Here is a 21,353-nt window from a genome sequence, read left to right as displayed (position 1 = left end):
TAAACTATGGAGCACCCTATGCAATTTGCCGCCCAAGGCGAACACGGCCCTCTCGAGTATTTCGACTACCAACGTAGTGAATGGGCACAGCTACGTCAATCAGTCCCGATGACGCTTAGTGAAGACGATTTAGCCAAGCTCCAAGGTATCAATGAAGATGTATCGTTGTCACAGGTTGTCGATATCTATTTACCTTTGTCTCGTTTACTTAATCTGTACGTAAAATCGCGACAGGACAGACGTGAAGTCATTACCAATTTTTTGGGGAATAAGCAGCATGTGCCTTATATTATCGGTGTTTCCGGTAGTGTTGCCGTTGGTAAAAGTACCACCTCGCGCATTCTCCAAGCCCTGCTTTCTCGTTGGCCAGAACATCCCAAAGTTGACATTGTTACAACTGACGGATTCTTATACCCGCTTGAGGAATTAAAAAAGCGTGGTTTAATCAAGCGCAAAGGCTTTCCTGAAAGCTATGACACAAAGGCCTTATTGGATTTTGTGGCGCGTTTAAAGTCTGGCAGAGACGTGGTTAGTGCACCGATTTATTCACATCTAAGCTACGATATTCTTCCTGAACAGTTTGTTGAAGTGCGCCAGCCTGACATTGTGATACTAGAAGGTCTCAATGTGCTGCAAAATCGCAGCGATTTCGATGGCAATAGTCCACGTTCTCTGATTAGTGATTTTTTAGATTTCACGATTTTTGTCGATGCTGAAATGGACTTGTTACGCCGCTGGTATATTGAACGCTTTCTTAGGTTCAGAAAAGGTGCGTTTGCTGACCCACAAAGCTATTTCCACAGTTATGCTCAGTTAGATCAGAAACAAGCAACCGATGTCGCTAGTGGCATTTGGGATTCGATCAACGAAGTAAATCTACTAGAGAATATTAACCCAACCCGCGGCCACGCCGACTTAATTCTGGAAAAAGGTGACAACCACCAAATTCAGCGTGTTCGTTTAAGAAAATAAGAACTATGAATTCACTTGCTAAATACAACAGCTTTGGACTTGAGTGCAAAGCTGAAAAGCTGTACATCATTGATAGTACAACTAGGCTTAACAATGCCGTCGAATTGCTTAAACCAGATCGTCCATTACCTCTAATCATTGGTGAAGGGTCGAATCTACTGTTGACCTGTAATTTGGAAATCGACGTTTGGCTCAACCGTATTCTGAAGCGAGAAGTTATTGAATTAGAGCACAGCTGGATTTTAAGAATTGGCGCCGGTGAAAATTGGCACGAGTTGGTGCAGTGGTGTATCACTCAGGGCATCTATGGGCTTGAGAATCTAGCACTTATCCCTGGCACGGTAGGCGCCGCTCCGGTGCAAAATATCGGCGCTTATGGCGTGGAAGTTTGTAAGTTTGTGAATAGAGTTCGGTATACGGACCTTTACGATGGAGTAAGCTACCAACTCAGTGCTGAGCAATGCCAGTTTGACTACCGCGATAGTATTTTTAAATCGAGTCTTAAAGGTCGCGCAGTCATTACTGAAGTTGAATTAATGATGCCTAAAAAATGGCACCCAGTATGTGATTATGGACCTCTGCGAGATCTAGGCCCTATACCCACTGCGCAAGCTATTTTTGATAAAGTCTGTGAAACTCGTAGAGCCAAATTGCCAGACCCAAAGGTGTTGGGTAATGCCGGTAGCTTCTTTAAAAATCCTATCGTCGATAGACAGACCTTAGAGACATTGTTATCTCGGTATCCTGATGCACCTCATTTTGCTACCAAACAAGATGACGAAACAAAACTTGCGGCGGGATGGCTCATTGATCAATGCGGTCTTAAGGGATATACAGTCGGTGGTGCTCGAGTACACGAGCAGCAGGCCTTAGTCTTGGTAAATGTTGCGCAGGCAAGCGCTAGTGATGTTCTGCAGTTGGCCAAGTATGTACAGCTACGAGTGCAAGAAAGATTTGGAGTCAAGATTGAGCCGGAAGTGCGATTCATTAACGCCTTGGGTGAATGTGATGCGATGGATTGTTTGGCAAGGCTGAGCGGAATAAACCATGCAATCTGATATGGCGTTTAAACTGGTTCGTCATTTAAATCAGGGGCAATTTGTGTCTGGAGAAGCCCTGGCTTTAGAGCTAGGGATTAGCCGAACCACCATCGCTAACTATATCCACGATCTAGAACAAACTGGACTGGAGATTTTCAAAGTCAAAGGTAAAGGTTATCGTTTGGCAACCCCATTAAGTTTGCTTGAAGAGAGTCGAATTTCTGCTGAGATAGCGCCGCACCCACTGAAACTATTTCATAGTATTGATTCAACCAATGCATGGTTGATGGCGAATAAAGATGCATGTCCTCCAGGGCAAATTGTGGTTGCTGAACATCAAAGCGCGGGACGTGGACGGCGAGGGCGAAATTGGCTTACCCCCTATGCGTCTCAGTTGTGTCTTTCCTTGCTTTGGCAAATCGACGACGGCATAGAAGCGGCCATGGGGTTGAGTTTGGTCGTCGGAATCGCTTGCGCTCAAGCTCTACGAGACCAAGGTTATAACGATGTTGGACTCAAGTGGCCTAATGATATTTACGCCAACGGAGAAAAGCTTGGCGGTATCCTAGTTGAAATGGTGGGGCAGGCCGACGGTAGATTGCAATTGATTATCGGTGTTGGCATTAATGTCCAATTACCTTTGTCAGCCTATTCGCAAATAGACCAAAAAATTTGTGACTTGCAAAGTTTGAAAACTGAAACGGTAGACCGCAATGCATGCTTAATCGCAATTGTTAATCAAGTCCACAATCAATTGAGCCTATTTTTAGCTCAAGGGTTTTCTCCGTTTGCTAAGGTTTGGCCGGAATTTGATTGTTTTGCATCGCTTCCGGTCTACCTACAATTTTCTAATGGTAAGAAAAAGAGCGGATATGCACATGGTATCGATCAACAGGGAAACTTTTTATTGAACGAAGCCGGTCAAATAAACGCCTATCTGGCTGGAGAAGTATCCTTAAGAAGCCAATAATTGGTCAAAATGCCCGAAAAGTGCGCGGCTAAACAAAAAAGCGTGTTTTTTTTGAAAATTGGTGTTGCTTTTGAAAATGGGGTTGCATAGAATGCGCAGCACTTAAGCAGTGCCGACTTAGCTCAGTAGGTAGAGCAACTGACTTGTAATCAGTAGGTCACCAGTTCGATTCCGGTAGTCGGCACCATTTAGCTTAAGTACTTTCGAAAGAAAGACCGTGGGGGGGTTCCCGAGTGGCCAAAGGGAGCAGACTGTAAATCTGCCGCGCAAGCTTCGATGGTTCGAATCCGTCCCCCCCCACCACTATTACGGTAATAGGTCGTCTTACCAGTAGGTATTGATGCGGGCATCGTATAATGGCTATTACCTCAGCCTTCCAAGCTGATGATGCGGGTTCGATTCCCGCTGCCCGCTCCAAGACACAAAGATTGTGCTGATATGGCTCAGTTGGTAGAGCGCACCCTTGGTAAGGGTGAGGTCGGCAGTTCGAATCTGCCTATCAGCACCAGTCTTCCCTGCTATAAGTCCATCTGTTATCATTTTTGTCGTTTTGACAAAACCAAAATCCTATGTGCACCGCGTGGCACAGATTTTTATCCAGAAGGGACTATCATGTCTAAAGAAAAATTTGAACGTCTAAAACCGCATGTGAACGTAGGTACTATTGGCCACGTTGACCACGGTAAAACTACTCTTACAGCAGCAATCACTAACGTACTTGCTAAAGTTTACGGCGGTGAAGCTAAAGATTTCGCAGCAATCGATAACGCTCCAGAAGAGCGCGAGCGTGGTATTACTATTTCAACGTCTCACGTTGAATACGATACTCCTACGCGTCACTATGCACACGTTGACTGCCCAGGACACGCCGATTATGTTAAAAACATGATCACCGGTGCTGCTCAAATGGATGGCGCAATCTTGGTTGTTGCATCTACAGATGGCCCAATGCCACAAACGCGTGAGCACATCTTGCTTTCACGTCAAGTTGGTGTTCCTTACATCATCGTATTCATGAACAAATGTGACATGGTTGATGACGAAGAACTACTTGAGCTAGTAGAAATGGAAGTTCGTGAACTTCTTTCTGAATATGAGTTCCCAGGCGATGATATCCCTGTGATCCAAGGTTCAGCACTTAAGGCGCTTGAAGGCGAAGAAGAGTGGGAAGCTAAAATCATCGAGCTTGCAGAAGCTCTTGATTCATATATCCCAGAGCCAGAGCGTGACATTGATAAGCCGTTCCTACTACCAATTGAAGATGTATTCTCAATTTCAGGTCGTGGTACTGTTGTAACTGGTCGTGTTGAGCGTGGTATTGTTAAAGTTGGTGAGTCTGTAGAAATCGTTGGTATTAAAGAAACGACTACAACGACTTGTACTGGCGTTGAAATGTTCCGCAAGCTTCTAGATGAAGGTCGTGCTGGTGAGAACTGTGGTATTCTTCTACGTGGTACTAAGCGTGAAGATGTACAACGTGGTCAAGTATTGTCAGCTCCAGGGTCAATCAACCCACATACTAAGTTCGAAGCTGAAGTATACGTACTAAGCAAAGATGAAGGCGGACGTCACACTCCATTCTTCAAAGGTTACCGTCCACAGTTTTACTTCCGTACAACTGACGTAACAGGTGCTGTAGAGCTTCCTGAAGGCGTAGAAATGGTAATGCCAGGCGACAACTTGAAATTTGTTGTAGAGCTAATCTGCCCAATCGCGATGGACGAAGGTCTACGTTTCGCGATTCGTGAAGGTGGTCGTACTGTTGGTGCTGGTGTTGTAGCTAAGATTTTCGCCTAGTCGAAATGTAGTACATCCAGTCTAAAAAAAGCTCGCTAACGCGGGCTTTTTTCGTTTCTAATGTTCTAAAAAACTTTGCCTGTTTTATATCCATATTTTAAGCCATACACCTCATCTGCTACTTTATTCACTACTGGCTGTTTTTATAGCGCTCAAAGCTTGTTTAATCCGCTCATAAGCAATACAATCCGCCCTTGGATTTCCAGCGAAGAATTTCGACATGTAAATGTGTCTAGAAATTCTTGCAAAGACTTTTCCATATCTAGATATGGAACTTTTTCGAATCAGTTACGGGTTTTATTGATGAGTGAGAATGTTGACAACCAATCAAGCCGATTGGACGGACTAAAGTGGGGCTTAGTTGCAATTTTGATTGCAGCGGCGATCGTAGGTAACAATATCTACAGTGACGTATCAATTGTGGTTCGTGTTATTGGGGTTATTGTCGCATTGCTAATCGCCTTTGCTGTTGCCTTTCAAACTGGGAAAGGAAAGCAAGCATTTAGCTTCTTTCGAGAATCCCGTATGGAAGTTCGCAAAGTTGTGTGGCCAACACGTCAAGAAGCGACCCAAACGACGTTAATCGTATTAGCGGCGACCGCGGTTATGGCGCTTGTCCTTTGGGGATTAGACGGTATTCTAGTACGAATAGTCGCATTTATAACCGGAATAGGCATCTAATATGACAGAACAACAAGATAAATTACGTTGGTACGTTGTACAGGCTTTCTCAGGCTATGAAGGGCGTGTGCAAAAATCTCTAAAAGAACATATCCAAATCCACGAAATGGAAGATTTCTTTGGCGAGATTATGGTCCCAACTGAAGAAGTCGTTGAGATGAGAGCCGGCCAGCGTCGTAAGAGTGAACGTAAATTCTTCCCAGGCTATGTTCTTGTACAAATGATCATGAACGATGAAAGCTGGCACTTGGTACGTAAAGTTCCACGTGTTCTTGGCTTTATCGGCGGAACAGCTGATCGCCCAGCACCTATTTCTAGCGCCGAAGCGCAAAAAATTCTAGACCGAGTTAATGATGCTGGTGATGCACCACGTCCAAAGACTTTGTTCGAACCAGGCGAAGTGGTACGTGTTTGCGATGGTCCGTTTGCAGATTTCAACGGTACCGTCGAAGAAGTCGACTACGAAAAGAGCCGCGTAAAAGTATCCGTATTGATCTTTGGTCGCGCCACGCCAGTGGAACTAGAATTTGGTCAAGTCGAGAAAGGCTAAAACCGAATTTGAGTGTACAAACAGCATTTTAAAGTTGTTTATAAAAAATACAGATTTTATCTTGTACTAGGGCAGTGGGTCGCCTATAATCCGCTGCCCTTTGTTATAACGGGAAGCTGAGACCCAATTGGTTCGGTGTTGAAGCGTTATTACCCATATTGAGGAAGTATAATGGCTAAAAAAGTCCAAGCTTATATTAAGCTACAAGTTGCAGCCGGTGCTGCAAACCCGTCGCCACCAGTTGGTCCTGCTCTAGGTCAACACGGTGTGAACATCATGGAGTTCTGTAAAGCGTTTAACGCAAAAACAGATTCTCTTGAGAAAGGCGCTCCAGTTCCTGTAGTTATTACAGTATACAGTGACCGTTCTTTCACTTTTGAAACTAAGACTCCACCTGCTTCTTACTTACTTAAGAAAGCGGCTGGCATTAAGTCAGGTTCTGGTGTTCCAAATAAAGAGAAGGTTGGTACTGTAAACCGTGCACAACTTGAAGAGATTGCAAAAACCAAAGAACCTGATCTTACAGGTGCTGATTTGGATGCAATGGTTCGTACAATTGAAGGTTCTGCCCGTTCTATGGGCTTGGTAGTAGAGGGCTAAGACGATGGCAAAACTTTCTAAGCGTATGCGCACAATCCGCGAAAAAGTAGAAGCGGGTAAAATTTATGAAATCAATGAAGCAGTAGCTTTGTTGAAAGAGCTAGCGACAGCTAAATTCGTTGAGAGCGTTGATGCATCAGTAAACATGGGTGTTGACCCACGTAAATCTGATCAAAACGTTCGTGGCGCGACTGTATTACCGCATGGTACTGGTCGTGACGTACGCGTTGCTGTATTTACGCAAGGCCCTAACGCTGAAGCTGCTAAAGAAGCCGGTGCTGACATTGTTGGTATGGACGACTTAGCTGCTCAAGTTAAAGCTGGCGAAATGAACTTCGACGTTGTTATTGCTTCTCCGGATGCAATGCGTGTTGTTGGTCAACTAGGTCAAATTCTAGGTCCTCGTGGCCTTATGCCTAACCCAAAAGTTGGTACCGTTACTCCTAACGTTGCCGATGCGGTTAAGCAAGCTAAAGCTGGTCAAATCCGTTACCGCAATGATAAGAATGGTATTATCCATACTACTATCGGTAAAGTTGATTTTGATGCTGATCAAATTAAAGAAAACCTTGAAGCCTTGTTGGTTGCTTTGAAAAAAGCTAAGCCGTCACAGTCTAAAGGTCAATTCCTTAAGAAGATCAGCTTATCTACAACTATGGGTGCCGGTATTGCTATCGACGCTTCTAGCTTAGATATCTAGTTAAGCATAGGTTTACAAAGCGCGCGATTAGCTCTATAATTTCGCGCTTTGAATTTATGGGTCGGGATTCTTTATGAATCCTCGTCCAAGACCGCAGGGGTCTTTCATTGAAATACTTAATTATCCTGCGTAGACGGTGCGGAACCCCCAGAAATATTTAATAATTTTGGACCTCCAAACCGTGAAACTGCTCAAGCCATCTTGAGTAATACACGATTAGGCAACTAATCTTTACTGGAATCCAGGAGTAAAGCCAATGGCATTAGGACTCGAAGACAAAAAAGCGATTGTTGCTGAAGTCAACGAAGCTGCCACCGCTGCACTTTCTGCAGTAGTCGCCGATTCACGTGGTGTAACTGTAGGCGCGATGACCACTTTACGTGCACAAGCACGCGAAGCTGGTGTAACCATGCGCGTTGTACGGAACACATTAGCACGTAGAGCGGTTGAAGGTACTAGTTACGAATGTTTAGTAGAAACATTTACTGGTCCTACTTTGATTGCGTTTTCTAACGAGCACCCAGGTGCTGCAGCACGTCTACTTACAGACTTTGCTAAAACAGAAGACAAATTTGAAGTTAAAGCTGCTGCCTATGAAGGCGCACTTGCAGACGTAAACGTTCTTGCAAAACTACCAACTTACGACGAAGCAATTGCCAAGCTAATGGCAACAATGAAAGAAGCTTCGGCCGGAAAACTGGTACGTACTATCGCAGCTATTCGCGAGCAGAAAGAAGCAGCTTAATTGTTTGCTTGTTGCTTAACCAATTATTATTTATAAATAAATTTAGGAATTTGATTCATGTCTATCACTAAAGACCAAATCATCGAAGCTGTTGCTGAAATGTCAGTAATGGATGTTGTTGAACTTATCGAAGCAATGGAAGAGAAGTTCGGCGTATCTGCTGCTGCTGCTGTTGCTGTTGCTGGTGACGCTGGCGCTGCTGCTGAAGAACAGTCTGAATTCGACGTAATTCTTACTGGCCCTGGCGCAAACAAAGTTGCTGCTATTAAAGCGGTACGTGCTGCTACAGGTCTTGGCCTGAAAGAAGCTAAAGGCTTAGTTGACTCAGCTCCTGCTGCAGTTAAAGAAGGCGTTGATAAAGCTGAAGCTGAAGCACTTAAAGCTACTCTAGAAGAAGCTGGCGCAACTGTTGAGCTTAAGTAGTCTATACTTGTATAGATTGCTGCCTGTATAGGCATCGGCTGGTGACTTTTTAGTCACCGGCCTTTTTGCGCTGTAGACCTCTGTCTTTTTCTCCGTTTCAGACAAGGTCAGCATGCCTAGGTAGCCCTAGGATATCAAAAAGTAAACGGGTGTTAGAGCTGTCCCAGATTTAGCGGACAGAGTGGGTCACTTATCAGCGAGTTGAGGAACCATATGGTTTACTCTTATACAGAGAAAAAACGCATTCGTAAGGACTTTGGAAAACGTCCTCAAGTGGTGGATACCCCTTACCTACTTTCGATCCAGTTGGATTCTTTCGAGAAGTTTATCGAAGCGGATCCAGAGGGAGAGTACGGTTTGGAGGCTGCATTTCGCAGTGTATTCCCTATTGCCAGCTATTCAGGCTATTCGGAACTGCAATATGTGAGCTATCGCCTGGGGGATCCCGTATTTGACGTGAAAGAATGTCAAATTCGTGGTGTCACCTACTCTGCTCCATTGCGAGTTAAGCTTCGTTTGGTGATTTATGATCGTGAAGCTCCGGCAGGCACGGTTAAAGACATCAAAGAGCAAGAAGTGTACATGGGTGAAATGCCACTCATGACCGACAACGGTACCTTTGTAATTAATGGTACAGAGCGTGTAATCGTTTCTCAGTTGCACCGTAGTCCAGGTGTATTCTTCGATCACGATCGTGGTAAAACACATAGCTCAGGTAAAGTGTTGTATAACGCTCGCGTTATTCCTTACCGTGGTTCATGGCTCGATTTCGAGTTTGATCCAAAAGACAATCTGTTTGTACGAATAGATCGCCGTCGTAAGTTGCCGGCAAGTATTATCTTGCGTGCTCTTGAGATGACGACACCTGAAATTCTGGAAACTTTCTTTGAGAGCACAACTTTCTCAATAGAAAAGAATTCCATCAAAATGGCATTGGTACCACAGCGTTTACGCGGTGATACGATTTCATTTGATTTTAAACTCGACGGTGAAGTGGTTATTGAAGCCGGCCGTCGTGTAACAGCACGCCACGTACGTCAGCTTGAAAAAGCCGGCATTACTGAGATTGAAGTTCCAGTAGAGTACCTAGTGGGTAAAACTCTAGCTGATGACTACATCAATGAAACTACGGGTGAAGTTGTTGCAGCAGCTAATACAGAGCTGAACCTAGAGCTTGTCGCTGAACTTTCACAAGCTGGCTTTAAGTCGCTTAAAACGATTTATACTAATGAACTGGATAATGGTTCGTTTATATCTGACACATTACGTGTTGATTCTAGTACAAACCGTTTGGAAGCTTTGGTTGAAATCTATCGTATGATGCGCCCAGGTGAGCCACCTACGAAAGATGCAGCAGAAGGTTTGTTCCAAAACTTATTCTTTAATGGCGAACGCTATGACTTATCAACTGTAGGTCGTATGAAGTTCAATAGCCGTGTTGGTCGTGAAAGCGAAGACAACATTGGTGTGCTTGAGAAAGAAGACATCATTAAAGTGATGCAAACATTAATCGACATTCGAAATGGCCGTGGTGAAGTGGACGATATTGACCACTTGGGTAACCGTCGTATTCGTAGTGTTGGTGAAATGGCTGAAAACCAATTCCGTGTTGGACTTGTTCGAGTTGAGCGTGCTGTTAAAGAGCGCCTAAGCTTGGGCGATCTAGATGGCCTTATGCCACAAGATCTGATCAATGCAAAACCAATTTCAGCAGCAGTTAAAGAGTTCTTCGGATCTTCGCAATTGTCGCAATTTATGGATCAGAACAACCCGCTATCTGAAGTCACGCACAAGCGTCGTATTTCAGCATTAGGTCCAGGTGGTTTGACTCGTGAGCGTGCTGGCTTTGAAGTTCGTGACGTACACCCAACGCACTATGGTCGTTTGTGTCCGATTGAAACACCAGAGGGACCAAACATTGGTTTGATTAACTCTTTGGCTGTTTACGCACGTACTAACGAATATGGTTTCCTAGAAACGGCATACCGTAAAGTAATCGACGGCGATATTACTGATGAAGTTGAATACTTGTCAGCAATTCAAGAAGGTACTTTTGTTATTGCGCAAGCAAATGCTGAGACCAATGCAGACGGTAAACTAAGCTCAGAAGAACTTGTACCGGTTCGTCATAAGGGTGAATCAACCTTTATGAAAGCAGAAGATGTTCAGTATATGGATGTAAGTCCGCAACAGATTATTTCGGTTGCTGCTTCATTGATTCCATTCCTTGAACACGATGATGCTAACCGTGCCTTGATGGGTTCTAACATGCAACGTCAAGCTGTTCCAACTCTGCGTGCTGATAAGCCGCTAGTAGGTACAGGTATTGAACGTGCTGTTGCTGTTGATTCAGGTGTAACTGTAGTTTCTGGTCGTGGCGGTGTTGTTGAATATGCCGATGCTAGCCGAATTGTAGTTAAAGTTAACGAAGAAGAGCTCACTGCTGGCGAAGCCGGTATTGATATCTACAACTTAACCAAATACACCCGTTCAAACCAAAATACATGTATCAACCAACGTCCAGTTGTTGCAGCTGGTGAACTTGTTGCTAAAGGCGATGTACTTGCAGATGGTCCTTCAACAGACCTTGGTGAATTGGCGCTAGGCCAAAACATGCGCATTGCATTCATGCCTTGGAACGGTTTTAACTTTGAAGATTCAATTGCGATTTCAGAAAACGTCGCGAAAGAAGACCGCTTTACTACCATTCATATTCAAGAGCTTAGTTGTATTGCTCGTGATACGAAGTTAGGTAGCGAAGAAATATCAGCTGACATTCCAAATGTTGGTGAGTCGGCTCTAAGCAAACTTGATGAGTCAGGTATTGTTTATGTTGGCGCTGAAGTTAAACCAGGTGACATTCTAGTTGGTAAAGTGACACCTAAGGGTGAAACACAGCTAACGCCAGAAGAGAAGCTATTGCGTGCTATCTTCGGCGAAAAAGCATCGGACGTAAAAGATACCTCATTGCGAGTTCCTAACTCTGTATTTGGTACAGTTATCGATGTTCAAGTCTTCACCCGTGATGGTGTGGAGAAAGACAAGCGTGCGGTTGAAGTTGAAAACATGCACCTTGCAGAAGCTAAAAAAGATTTAACCGAGAAGCATGAGATCTTGGTTAATGGCATCCTTGAGCGTGCTCGCTCAGTATTGATTGCAGCTGGCAAAGATGCGGCAGAAATCGATAGATTGCCACGTTCAGAATGGTTAAGTATCACGGTTGAAGACGAAGCTGCTCAAACACAACTTGAGCAAATTGCTGAGCAACACCTTGAACTTAAAGCTGACTTTGATAAGCAGTTTGACATTAAGCGTCGTAAGATCACACAAGGTGACGATTTAGCACCTGGTGTACTTAAGATTGTTAAAGTCTACCTTGCTGTTAAGCGTCGCATTCAACCGGGTGATAAGATGGCCGGTCGTCATGGTAACAAAGGTGTTATCTCGACTATCGTTCCTCGCGAAGATATGCCATACGATGACACTGGTCGTCCGGTAGATATTTGCCTTAACCCATTGGGTGTACCATCGCGTATGAACATTGGTCAGGTTCTCGAAACCCACTTAGGCCTAGCGGCTAAAGGTGTTGGTGAGAAAATCGAAGCCATGGTTAAAGCGGAACGTGTGACGCAATTGGCTGAACTTCGTGAGTTTATTCAGAAAGTTTACAATGTAGGTAAAGACGTTTGCCAAGTTGTTAATCTCGAAGAATTTACCGATGAAGAAGTCATGACTTTGGCTAAAAACCTTAGTGGCGGTGTGCCAATGGCAACACCAGCATTTGATGGTGCAGCAGAAGCTGAAATCAAAGAATTGCTAACACTAGCGGGCTTGCCAGAATCTGGACAGATCACACTTTATGATGGTCGTACAGGTGATGCTTTCGAGCGTCCGGTAACAGTTGGTTACATGTACATGCTTAAATTGAACCACTTGGTCGATGATAAAATGCATGCACGTTCAACCGGCTCTTACAGCCTCGTTACTCAGCAACCACTTGGTGGTAAAGCTCAGTTTGGTGGCCAGCGCTTCGGTGAGATGGAAGTATGGGCACTCGAAGCATACGGTGCCGCTTATACGCTTCAAGAAATGCTTACGGTTAAGTCAGATGATGTTAACGGTCGTACTAAGATGTATAAAAACATCGTTGACGGCAATCATCAGATGGAGCCAGGCATGCCAGAATCATTCAATGTTCTACTTAAAGAAATTCGTTCTTTGGGTATCAACATGGAACTGGACGAGCTGTAAGACAGGGCTAACCTGCATAAAGCATGGCGGGTATCTCAGCTTAATCGAGATACCCCAGTTTTAACTCCACACTGGAGAGAAACGTGAAAGACTTATTAAAGTTTCTAAAGCAACAAGGTAAGACCGAAGATTTTGAAGGTATCAAAATCGGTCTAGCGTCACCAGATATGATTCGTTCATGGTCGTTTGGTGAAGTTAAAAAACCAGAAACCATTAACTACCGTACCTTTAAGCCTGAGCGTGATGGCTTGTTCTGTGCGCGTATCTTTGGTCCGGTTAAAGATTACGAGTGTTTGTGCGGAAAGTACAAGCGCCTGAAGCACCGTGGTGTAATTTGTGAGAAGTGTGGCGTAGAAGTTACACAATCTAAAGTTCGTCGTGACCGTATGGGTCATATCGAGCTAGCATCTCCGGTTGCTCATATCTGGTTTTTGAAGTCGTTGCCATCTCGCATCGGTTTGATGCTAGACATGACTTTGCGTGATATAGAACGCGTACTTTATTTTGAATCATTTGTTGTTATCGAGCCTGGTATGACTAGTCTTGAGCGCGGACAAATGCTAACTGAAGAAACTTATCTAGACGCACTCGAAGAGTACGGCGATGAGTTCGAAGCTAAAATGGGCGCAGAAGCAATTCTAGCCTTGCTAAAAGAGCAGGACATCGACCACGAAGTCGAAGAAATGCGCGAAGAGCTAGCGACGACCAATTCAGAAACAAAACGTAAGAAAGTTACCAAGCGTCTAAAATTGATGGAAGCATTCCGCGATTCTGGCAACAAGCCAGAGTGGATGATCTTAACTGTATTACCAGTTCTTCCACCAGATCTACGTCCTTTGGTACCTTTGGATGGCGGCCGTTTCGCGACTTCAGATCTTAACGATTTGTACCGTCGTGTGATTAACCGTAACAACCGTTTGAAGCGTCTATTAGACCTCGCGGCACCAGACATTATTGTTCGCAACGAAAAACGTATGTTACAAGAAGCGGTTGATGCGCTACTTGATAACGGACGTCGTGGCCGTGCAATTACTGGTTCAAACAAACGTCCGCTAAAATCTTTAGCAGACATGATCAAAGGTAAGCAAGGTCGTTTCCGTCAAAACCTTCTAGGTAAGCGTGTTGACTATTCTGGCCGTTCTGTAATTACCGTTGGTCCAACACTGCGCTTACATCAGTGTGGTCTTCCTAAGAAGATGGCACTAGAGCTATTCAAACCGTTTATCTACGGCAAACTTGAATTACGTGGTCTTGCGACGACGATCAAAGCTGCTAAGAAAATGGTTGAGCGTGAAGGTGGCGAAGTTTGGGATATTCTTGAAGAAGTTATCCGCGAACACCCAGTACTATTAAACCGTGCACCTACTTTGCACCGTTTGGGTATCCAGGCCTTTGAACCTGTCCTTATTGAAGGTAAAGCAATTCAATTGCACCCATTGGTTTGTGCGGCTTATAACGCCGACTTTGATGGCGACCAAATGGCCGTCCACATTCCTTTGACAATTGAAGCGCAACTTGAAGCTCGCACCTTGATGATGTCTACCAACAACATCTTGTCGCCAGCTAACGGTGAGCCAATTATCGTTCCTTCGCAAGATGTTGTCTTGGGTCTTTACTACATGACTCGAGAAGCAATCAATGCGAAAGGCGAGGGCATGTACCTTGCTAGTCCTAAAGAAGCTGAAAAGGTATTCCGCGCTCATCATGCAAGCCTACACGCTCGTGTGAAAGTACGTATTACTGAAGTAGAGTTTGCTGAAGACGGCACTCGCAAAGAGCGTACTGAACTTAAAGATACTACGATTGGTCGTGCAATTCTGTCATTGGTTGTTCCTGAAGGATTGCCTTACGATATCGTGAACCAACCGATGGGCAAAAAACAAATCTCGAATTTGTTGAACACTTGCTATCGTAAATTGGGTCTTAAAGCGTCGGTTATCTTTGCTGACCAATTGATGTATACCGGTTTCCACTTTGCGACTCTTTCTGGCGTATCTGTCGGTATTAACGACATGGTTATTCCTGAAGCGAAGAAAGACATTGTTGGCAATGCGTCTGAAGAAGTTAAAGAAATTCAAGACCAATTCTTTGCCGGTCTAGTTACCGCTGGTGAGCGATACAACAAAGTTATCGATATCTGGTCGTCAGCGAATGACCAACTAGCGAAAGCGATGATGGACAACTTGAAAAAAGAAGTTGTAACTAATCGTGATGGCGAACAAGAAGAGCAAGACTCTTTTAACAGTATCTACATGATGGCCGATTCGGGTGCTCGTGGTAGTGCTGCTCAGATTCGTCAGCTAGCAGGTATGCGTGGTTTGATGGCTAAGCCTGATGGCTCAATCATTGAAACACCAATTATTGCTAACTTCCGTGAAGGTCTAAACGTTGGTCAATACTTCATCTCAACGCACGGTGCACGTAAAGGTCTAGCCGATACCGCACTTAAAACAGCAAACTCGGGTTATTTGACTCGTCGTTTGGTTGATGTTGCTCAGGATTTAGTTGTTAACGAAAACGACTGTGGCACCTTGAATGGTGTAATCATGACGCCTCATATTGAAGGTGGTGATGTTGTTGAACCGCTACGTGAGCGTGTTCTTGGTCGTGTTATTGCAGAAGACGTGCTTAAGCCTGGTACTGAAGAAGTACTGCTTACTCGTAATACGCTAATCGACGAAAAACTTTGTGATTTGATTGAAGAGCATTCAGTTGACACGATATTGGTTCGTTCTGTTATCAGTTGTGAAAATGACTTTGGGGTTTGTGCCCACTGTTACGGACGTGACTTGGCTCGTGGCCATATGGTTGCTAAAGGTGAAGCGGTTGGGGTTGTGGCAGCACAATCTATCGGTGAACCTGGTACACAGCTTACGATGCGTACCTTCCACATTGGTGGTGCAGCATCACGTGCAGTAGCTGAAAGCAGTGCAACTGTTAAGAACAGTGGTTCTATCAAGTTACATAATGCTAAAGCGGTAACGAACTCAGAAGATAAACTTGTTGTTACTTCACGTTCAACAGAGCTAACAGTTATTGACGAGTTAGGTCGCACCAAAGAATCTCATAAACTTCCTTACGGTAGTATTCTTGAGGTTAAAGACGGCGATGCAGTTAACGCTGGTGCAATCGTTGCTAACTTCGACCCACACACCCACCCTATTATTACCGAGGTGGAAGGTCGCTTGAAGTTTGTTGACATGATTGACGGTGTTACAGTAACGCGTCAAACAGATGAGCTAACAGGTCTATCTAGCACCGTTATTCTTGATGCAGGTGAGCGTACAAGTGCGGGTAAAGAAATGCGCCCGACAGTTAAACTTGTTGATGCGGATGGCAATGACATCCTTATCCCGGGTACTGACCTTGTCGCTAGTTATCCTTTGCCTGGTAAGGCAATTGTTAACTTAGCCGAAGACGCAGTTGTTGGCGTTGGTGATGCGGTTGCTCGTATTCCTCAAGAGTCTGGCGGTACTAAAGATATTACCGGTGGTCTACCACGCGTTGCTGACTTGTTTGAAGCTCGTCAACCGAAAGAAGCAGCTATCTTGGCTGAAATCTCGGGTACAGTAAGCTTTGGTAAAGAGACGAAAGGTAAGGTTCGCCTACTGATCACTCCACCAGAAGGTGATGTACACGAAGAAATGATTCCTAAGTGGCGTAACTTGAACATCTTTGAGGGTGAAAAAGTCCAAAAAGGTGAAGTTATTGCTGATGGTGCAGAGTCTCCACATGACATCTTGCGTTTGCGCGGTGTGAGTGATTTGACTAACTACATCGTCAATGAAGTTCAAGATGTATACCGCCTACAAGGTGTAAAAATCAATGATAAGCACATCGAGACAGTTGTCCGTCAGATGTTGCGTAAAGGTTTGATCCTTGATGCTGGTGATTCTGACTTCTTACTTGGTGAACAAGCTGAAGTTGCCCGCGTTAATATCGCCAACCGTGTATTGATTGCAGAGGGTAAACGCCCTGCTGTGTTCCGTCACGAGTTACTCGGTATTACCAAAGCATCTTTGTCTACAGAAAGCTTTATTTCTGCAGCATCGTTCCAAGAAACCACACGTGTCCTAACGGAAGCAGCGGTTTCTGGTAAACAAGATGAATTGCGCGGTCTTAAAGAGAACGTAACAGTAGGTCGCTTGATTCCTGCTGGTACTGGTTACGCATACCATGAAGCACGTCGTGCTGCCAAGGAAGCGCCACCAGTTGTCGTCTCTGCAGAAGAAGCAAGTGATAACCTAGCTGCGTTGCTAAACGCAGCGGACTCACAGTCCGAATAAACTAGGTCTATCTAAGAGGGTCGGGTCACTTCGATGTAATATCGAATTGACGCGGCCCTTTTTTTTTGGTCTAGTGAAATAGCAAACGTTGAAATGCCACTGGCTTGGAGGCCACTTTGGAAACATCAATGTCTACGCTGTTTATTCTCGATACCAATGTACTACTACACGAACCTCTCGCCATTTATTCCTTTCAAGAACACGACGTCGTTATTCCAATGACGGTACTCGAAGAGCTCGACCGTATTAAAGACCGCCAGAAAGACGTAGCCCGTGATGCCCGCGTGGCGATAAGATCACTAGAAGACGTATTTAAAGATGCAAGCCCGGAACAAATCATTAAAGGCGTTGCGTTGCGGCGTAATGGGCAAGAAGGCGCTAGCGGACGGATCTCCATACAAACGGAGCAAGAACTAGCAAAAGCTAATCAAAGCTTTAGCAGCGATGAACCAGATAATCGGATCATCAATGGTGCCCTGCACCTACAGGCACTCAATCCACAGCGTAAAGTTGCTCTGGTTACCAAAGATATAAATATGCGCCTTAAAGCCAAAGGCGCTGGTATGCAGCATGTGGAAGACTATAGAACTGACCAGCTTATTGATGATATTAGTTTGTTGGCAAAGGGCTTTTATGAGCTTGAAGGCAGTTTTTGGGGACGTGTCAAAGACTGTAAAAGTGAAACTCAAGGGCGTGAAACCTTGCATACAATCCCTAACGGCATTATTGAGTCTGCTCATATCAACCAATACATCGTTGATGATACGCAGAGCTTTGCTGCACGGGTTGTGGCTCACAATGAAAAAGAGCTACAAATACTAGACCTTGGCTACGAGAAACTGATGTCTCGTCATGCTTGGGGGGTGCGGCCTAAAAATATCTATCAAGGCATGGCTTTTGACGCTCTCCTAGATCCCAATATAGATTTAGTGATTCTCAACGGGCCGGCGGGTAGTGGTAAAACCCTATTAGCGATGGCCGCAGCTTTAGAAATGGTCGTTGAGAAAGGCATTTATGACAAAATTATTGTGACACGTAATACCCCTGAGATCGCAGAATCAATTGGCTTTCTTCCGGGCACAGAAGAAGAAAAAATGGCGCCTTGGTTAGCTGCAATTACCGATACCTTAGAGGTGCTGCATAAACATGACGAAAGTATGCAAAGCTCAATGGCTTACATCATGGAAAAAGCTAACATCCAGTTTAAATCGGTAAACTTTATGCGTGGACGATCGATTCAGCATTCCTTAGTCTTTTTGGACGAATGCCAGAACTTAACTTCGAGTCAACTTAAAACCATCATCACTCGCTGTGGCGAGGGTACTAAACTAGTTTGTTGTGGAAATTTAAGTCAAATAGATAGTAATTATCTAACCGCTGTCACGTCAGGCCTCACATATATCGTAGAAAGGTTTAAGGATTTTGATGGCAGTGCTAATGTTTATCTAAACGGGGTCGTCCGAAGTCGATTGGCCTCTTTTGCTGAGGCCAACTTATAGTTTAAGGACTAAGTGAAACTATGTTAAGAGAAGAAGAGAAGCGAGCTTTCCAGCGCATGGCGGTCGACGCGCCAGTCTTTATAAAAACACTGTCGGGTAATATTCAAGGTCAGTGCAAAGATCTTAGTGCCACTGGAATGAGCATTTCAACTAGCGAAAATGGTGTGTTGGTCGACGATGTCGTTGCTGTTTCACTTGGTGAGGCCGGAGGGCCGGTAAGCCCTCTTCGTGCCGAAGCTCGTGTGATTCGCGTGGATCAAGAGCGCGATTACAATATCGCTTTGGAATTTATTCAACTTTATTAAGCTTAGGGAATGCTAATCGACACATAAGCGCCCGATTCAATTTGAGAGCGGGTGCTTGCCGCCAACTGCCCAAAGTCTAAGGCCGCTGGACCTGTCGGTTCAGCAAGCACTAGTTGTCGTCCATCTTCATTGATGGTTTCATCCTCGCCAACTGCCGCTAGCGTGAAAGCGAGCAAAGCATGGTCTTTGGTATAAATCATGCGAATTCCTAAGCGTGGGAACACATAGCGCATAATGCTAGCCATCAAGGCGCTCTTGCTATCACAATCACCTAAATTGTTACGTAAGGTTTGGATTGGGCTCAAGTAACCAGCACCGCGTTGGACAGGGCTCAAGTGCTCATAGGGTATGTTCTGCACAAAATTCAGCACAAACTCAACAATATCGCGAGTTACAACTCCATTCTGAGTTTTAGGGAACTTATCAACAATGGCAGTGCCAATACTCTGCATAAAGGGCGAGCTATCGCTTATCAGGCGTTGATAGTCGGGTAAAATGATGGCAGAACCACTAACGCTGGTCTCCACTTTCCAGTAGTTGATATCCAAATACTGTTGGAACAGATCGTTTTCAAGTGCCCGAAGTTCGCTATAAATTTGTGAGACTTCTTGATTATCTTTTGCCTGAATACTGTAGTTTAAGCGGTTGTTTTTAATAGTAAGAGTTACTTGCTGCTGTTGGTTTGAAGCTGCCGCAGGGGATTTTCGCAGTTCGCGTAGCAAAAAGTTATTTAGGTTTTCAGTTTTGTAGGCACTGAATTGACTTAACTGTTTTGGATAGCCTGCTAGCTCAAATGCAATTGATTGTCGCTGTTGCTCTTGATCAATCCAAACAATCTCGAAATCAGTTGTACTGCGGACAAAACGTAATTGCTGTGCCTGTGTACTTGTAGCAACAAGGCTGCTAGCGAGGGGCAATAACACACTCGCTAGCAGAGACAAGTACCTACGCTGACTGCTGGTCTTGTTGTTCATGCTTTATTTCTGCAACGCGCTGGGCGCGGTAGATATGATTTAAGACATGAACAAAAGCTTTGGCTGATGCCTCGACGATATCTGTGGCTAAACCCATGCCGTGATAACGACGGCCTTGATAGCTTGCCACGATATCGGCCTTGCCTAATGCGTCTTTGATATCCGCTTTACTTGCTACGGTACTGCCACCACCGGCGGCCTCGATGGTGTAATCATCAATTTCGATTTGATAACCGCTGAGTTTTGATAAACAACGATAGGCGGCATCGATAGGCCCATTCCCGGTTGCAGCATCGACAAAGGATTCGTCTCCGACGACAAGTTTTACGGTCGCTGTGGATAAAACATCGGAGCCACTTTGCGCGCTTAGATACTCCAGCTTGAAATGATCTAAGCCTTGGTTCTGATTATTAAAAAAGACTAAAGCTTCGAGGTCATAATCGAAGACTTGCCCTTTACGATCCGCTAGCTGAAGAAAGCTTTCATATAGCTCGTCCAAGTTATATTCATGCTCGGCATAACCAAGCTCCTGCATTCGGTGTTTTATCACGTGGCGACCGGAACGAGAGGTTAAATTAAGACTGTTTTTATTTAGACCAACACTCTCTGGTGTCATGATTTCGTAAGTGTTCTTATTTTTAAGCATTCCGTCTTGGTGGATACCCGAGGAGTGGGAAAAAGCATTTGCACCGACGATAGCTTTATTGCTCTGTACCGGCATATTGCACAAGTGGCTGACCAACTGACTACTTCTTGATATCTCGTTGGCTTTAATATTTGTGAATACGCCACCTAAGTCTCGGCCGCGTGTTTGTAAGATCATTGCAACTTCTTCTAAAGAGCAATTACCAGCGCGCTCACCAATACCGTTAAGGGTACATTCAATTTGGCGAGCGCCTTGCTCAACAGCTGCAATTGAATTGGCAACCGACAAGCCCAAATCATCGTGGCAATGCACAGATATCACCGCTTGGTCAATATTTGGAACCCGCTCATACAACTGGCGGATAATTGAACCAAACTCAGTAGGGTAGGTGTAACCCACGGTATCAGGAATGTTGATCGTGCGCGCGCCAGCTTTTATTGTCGCTTCAACCATACGGCAGAGGTTATCGATTGGCGTACGCCCGGCATCTTCACAAGAAAACTCTACATCCTCGCTTAGGTTACGGGCATGTTTTACCGCTCCGACAGCCATCTCCAAAACGTCATCGAAGCTACGCTTTAACTTGCTTTCAACGTGGACTGTCGACGTGGATATAAAGGTATGGATCCGGAAGGCTTCAGCCACTTGGAGTGCCTGCGCCGCGACATCAATGTCTTTTTTCAACGCTCGAGAGAGTGCGCAAACTCTTGAGTTTTTTACATGCTTGGCAATGGTTTGAACCGACTCAAAATCACCGGGCGAAGAAATAGGAAAACCAACTTCCATGACATCAACGCCAAGTCGCTCCAATGCGAATGCGATTTGTAGTTTTTCTTTTACGGTCAAGCTTGCAGCTAAGGCTTGTTCGCCATCGCGCAAGGTTGTATCAAATATAATTACTTGATTGTTCATGA

The 21,353-nt window shown here is 44.7% G+C and carries 16 protein-coding genes and 4 tRNA genes; 18 read left to right on the top strand and 2 right to left on the bottom strand.

Annotated elements, in window-relative coordinates:
- The first annotated feature begins 18 nt into the window (after positions 1-18).
- From coaA to DBZ36_RS01700, 18 genes are all read left to right on the top strand, one after another.
- Positions 19-972 (top strand): type I pantothenate kinase, encoded by a 954-nt coding sequence (coaA, locus tag DBZ36_RS01785; RefSeq protein ID WP_120353208.1) that lies wholly within the window; start codon positions 19-21, stop codon positions 970-972.
- A gap of 5 nt (positions 973-977) precedes the next feature.
- Positions 978-2,030, top strand: coding sequence for a UDP-N-acetylmuramate dehydrogenase (gene murB, locus DBZ36_RS01780; protein WP_120353207.1), 1,053 nt, complete (start codon positions 978-980; stop codon positions 2,028-2,030).
- Complete coding sequence (gene birA, locus DBZ36_RS01775) at positions 2,020-2,982, top strand: bifunctional biotin--[acetyl-CoA-carboxylase] ligase/biotin operon repressor BirA (protein ID WP_120353206.1); 963 nt, start codon at positions 2,020-2,022, stop codon at positions 2,980-2,982. Before murB ends, birA begins: the two co-directional genes overlap by 11 nt.
- A gap of 111 nt (positions 2,983-3,093) precedes the next feature.
- Positions 3,094-3,169: transfer RNA gene (locus DBZ36_RS01770), tRNA-Thr, on the top strand.
- 32 nt (positions 3,170-3,201) lie between these two features.
- Positions 3,202-3,285 (top strand) — tRNA-Tyr (locus DBZ36_RS01765).
- 39 nt (positions 3,286-3,324) lie between these two features.
- Positions 3,325-3,399: transfer RNA gene (locus DBZ36_RS01760), tRNA-Gly, on the top strand.
- Positions 3,400-3,414: 15 nt separating this feature from the next.
- Positions 3,415-3,490, top strand: a tRNA-Thr gene (locus DBZ36_RS01755).
- A 104-nt stretch (positions 3,491-3,594) separates the two neighbouring features.
- Entirely contained in the window at positions 3,595-4,779 is a 1,185-nt protein-coding gene (gene tuf / locus DBZ36_RS01750) for an elongation factor Tu (protein ID WP_120353205.1), read from the top strand.
- A gap of 303 nt (positions 4,780-5,082) precedes the next feature.
- Positions 5,083-5,460: a preprotein translocase subunit SecE gene (gene secE, locus DBZ36_RS01745; RefSeq protein ID WP_120353204.1), complete on the top strand. Its 378-nt coding sequence runs from the start codon at positions 5,083-5,085 to the stop codon at positions 5,458-5,460.
- Between the two features lies 1 nt (position 5,461).
- On the top strand, positions 5,462-6,010 hold the full coding sequence (nusG, locus tag DBZ36_RS01740) for a transcription termination/antitermination protein NusG (RefSeq protein WP_120353203.1): 549 nt from the start codon (positions 5,462-5,464) through the stop codon (positions 6,008-6,010).
- A 171-nt stretch (positions 6,011-6,181) separates the two neighbouring features.
- Entirely contained in the window at positions 6,182-6,610 is a 429-nt protein-coding gene (gene rplK / locus DBZ36_RS01735; RefSeq protein WP_120353202.1) for a 50S ribosomal protein L11, read from the top strand.
- Positions 6,611-6,614: 4 nt separating this feature from the next.
- Entirely contained in the window at positions 6,615-7,310 is a 696-nt protein-coding gene (rplA, locus tag DBZ36_RS01730; protein ID WP_120353201.1) for a 50S ribosomal protein L1, read from the top strand.
- Between the two features lie 256 nt (positions 7,311-7,566).
- Positions 7,567-8,055, top strand: coding sequence for a 50S ribosomal protein L10 (gene rplJ, locus DBZ36_RS01725; RefSeq protein ID WP_120353200.1), 489 nt, complete (start codon positions 7,567-7,569; stop codon positions 8,053-8,055).
- Between the two features lie 57 nt (positions 8,056-8,112).
- The gene (rplL, locus tag DBZ36_RS01720; RefSeq protein ID WP_120353199.1) at positions 8,113-8,478 is read left to right on the top strand and encodes a 50S ribosomal protein L7/L12; all 366 of its coding nucleotides are present in this window, start codon (positions 8,113-8,115) and stop codon (positions 8,476-8,478) included.
- A gap of 213 nt (positions 8,479-8,691) precedes the next feature.
- A complete protein-coding gene (gene rpoB / locus DBZ36_RS01715) occupies positions 8,692-12,729 on the top strand; it encodes a DNA-directed RNA polymerase subunit beta (protein WP_120353198.1) in 4,038 nt (1,345 codons plus the stop codon).
- An 83-nt stretch (positions 12,730-12,812) separates the two neighbouring features.
- Positions 12,813-17,015: a DNA-directed RNA polymerase subunit beta' gene (gene rpoC, locus DBZ36_RS01710; protein ID WP_120353197.1), complete on the top strand. Its 4,203-nt coding sequence runs from the start codon at positions 12,813-12,815 to the stop codon at positions 17,013-17,015.
- Between the two features lie 128 nt (positions 17,016-17,143).
- Positions 17,144-18,514, top strand: coding sequence for a PhoH family protein (locus DBZ36_RS01705; protein WP_120353196.1), 1,371 nt, complete (start codon positions 17,144-17,146; stop codon positions 18,512-18,514).
- A gap of 20 nt (positions 18,515-18,534) precedes the next feature.
- Complete coding sequence (locus DBZ36_RS01700) at positions 18,535-18,819, top strand: PilZ domain-containing protein (RefSeq protein WP_120353195.1); 285 nt, start codon at positions 18,535-18,537, stop codon at positions 18,817-18,819.
- Positions 18,820-18,821: 2 nt separating this feature from the next.
- Here DBZ36_RS01700 and DBZ36_RS01695 read toward each other — a convergent pair whose 3' ends face one another.
- Both DBZ36_RS01695 and leuA read right to left on the bottom strand, forming a co-directional pair.
- The gene (locus tag DBZ36_RS01695; protein WP_147394983.1) at positions 18,822-19,793 is read right to left on the bottom strand and encodes a hypothetical protein; all 972 of its coding nucleotides are present in this window, start codon (positions 19,791-19,793) and stop codon (positions 18,822-18,824) included.
- Positions 19,765-21,351: a 2-isopropylmalate synthase gene (gene leuA, locus DBZ36_RS01690; protein WP_120353193.1), complete on the bottom strand. Its 1,587-nt coding sequence runs from the start codon at positions 21,349-21,351 to the stop codon at positions 19,765-19,767. Before leuA ends, DBZ36_RS01695 begins: the two co-directional genes overlap by 29 nt.
- Between the last annotated feature and the right edge of the window lie 2 nt (positions 21,352-21,353).

Origin of the sequence: Alginatibacterium sediminis (assembly GCF_003610775.1) — a bacterium.
GTDB lineage: Bacteria > Pseudomonadota > Gammaproteobacteria > Enterobacterales > Celerinatantimonadaceae > Alginatibacterium > Alginatibacterium sediminis.
The sequence above is the reverse complement of the archived record's forward strand: the minus strand, read 5'-3'. Positions and strand labels throughout refer to the sequence as shown.

Excerpts from the sequence above, each read along its gene's own strand:
- murB (WP_120353207.1), top strand. The coding sequence starts at position 978 with ATGAATTCACTTGCTAAATACAACAGCTTTGGACTTGAGTGCAAAGCT.
- secE (WP_120353204.1), top strand. The coding sequence starts at position 5,083 with ATGAGTGAGAATGTTGACAACCAATCAAGCCGATTGGACGGACTAAAG.
- rplA (WP_120353201.1), top strand. The coding sequence starts at position 6,615 with ATGGCAAAACTTTCTAAGCGTATGCGCACAATCCGCGAAAAAGTAGAA.
- rplK (WP_120353202.1), top strand. The coding sequence starts at position 6,182 with ATGGCTAAAAAAGTCCAAGCTTATATTAAGCTACAAGTTGCAGCCGGT.
- rpoB (WP_120353198.1), top strand. The coding sequence starts at position 8,692 with ATGGTTTACTCTTATACAGAGAAAAAACGCATTCGTAAGGACTTTGGA.
- tuf (WP_120353205.1), top strand. The coding sequence starts at position 3,595 with ATGTCTAAAGAAAAATTTGAACGTCTAAAACCGCATGTGAACGTAGGT.
- rplL (WP_120353199.1), top strand. The coding sequence starts at position 8,113 with ATGTCTATCACTAAAGACCAAATCATCGAAGCTGTTGCTGAAATGTCA.
- coaA (WP_120353208.1), top strand. The coding sequence starts at position 19 with ATGCAATTTGCCGCCCAAGGCGAACACGGCCCTCTCGAGTATTTCGAC.
- DBZ36_RS01700 (WP_120353195.1), top strand. The coding sequence starts at position 18,535 with ATGTTAAGAGAAGAAGAGAAGCGAGCTTTCCAGCGCATGGCGGTCGAC.
- leuA (WP_120353193.1), bottom strand. The coding sequence starts at position 21,351 with ATGAACAATCAAGTAATTATATTTGATACAACCTTGCGCGATGGCGAA.
- DBZ36_RS01695 (WP_147394983.1), bottom strand. The coding sequence starts at position 19,793 with ATGAACAACAAGACCAGCAGTCAGCGTAGGTACTTGTCTCTGCTAGCG.
- birA (WP_120353206.1), top strand. The coding sequence starts at position 2,020 with ATGCAATCTGATATGGCGTTTAAACTGGTTCGTCATTTAAATCAGGGG.
- DBZ36_RS01705 (WP_120353196.1), top strand. The coding sequence starts at position 17,144 with ATGTCTACGCTGTTTATTCTCGATACCAATGTACTACTACACGAACCT.
- rplJ (WP_120353200.1), top strand. The coding sequence starts at position 7,567 with ATGGCATTAGGACTCGAAGACAAAAAAGCGATTGTTGCTGAAGTCAAC.
- nusG (WP_120353203.1), top strand. The coding sequence starts at position 5,462 with ATGACAGAACAACAAGATAAATTACGTTGGTACGTTGTACAGGCTTTC.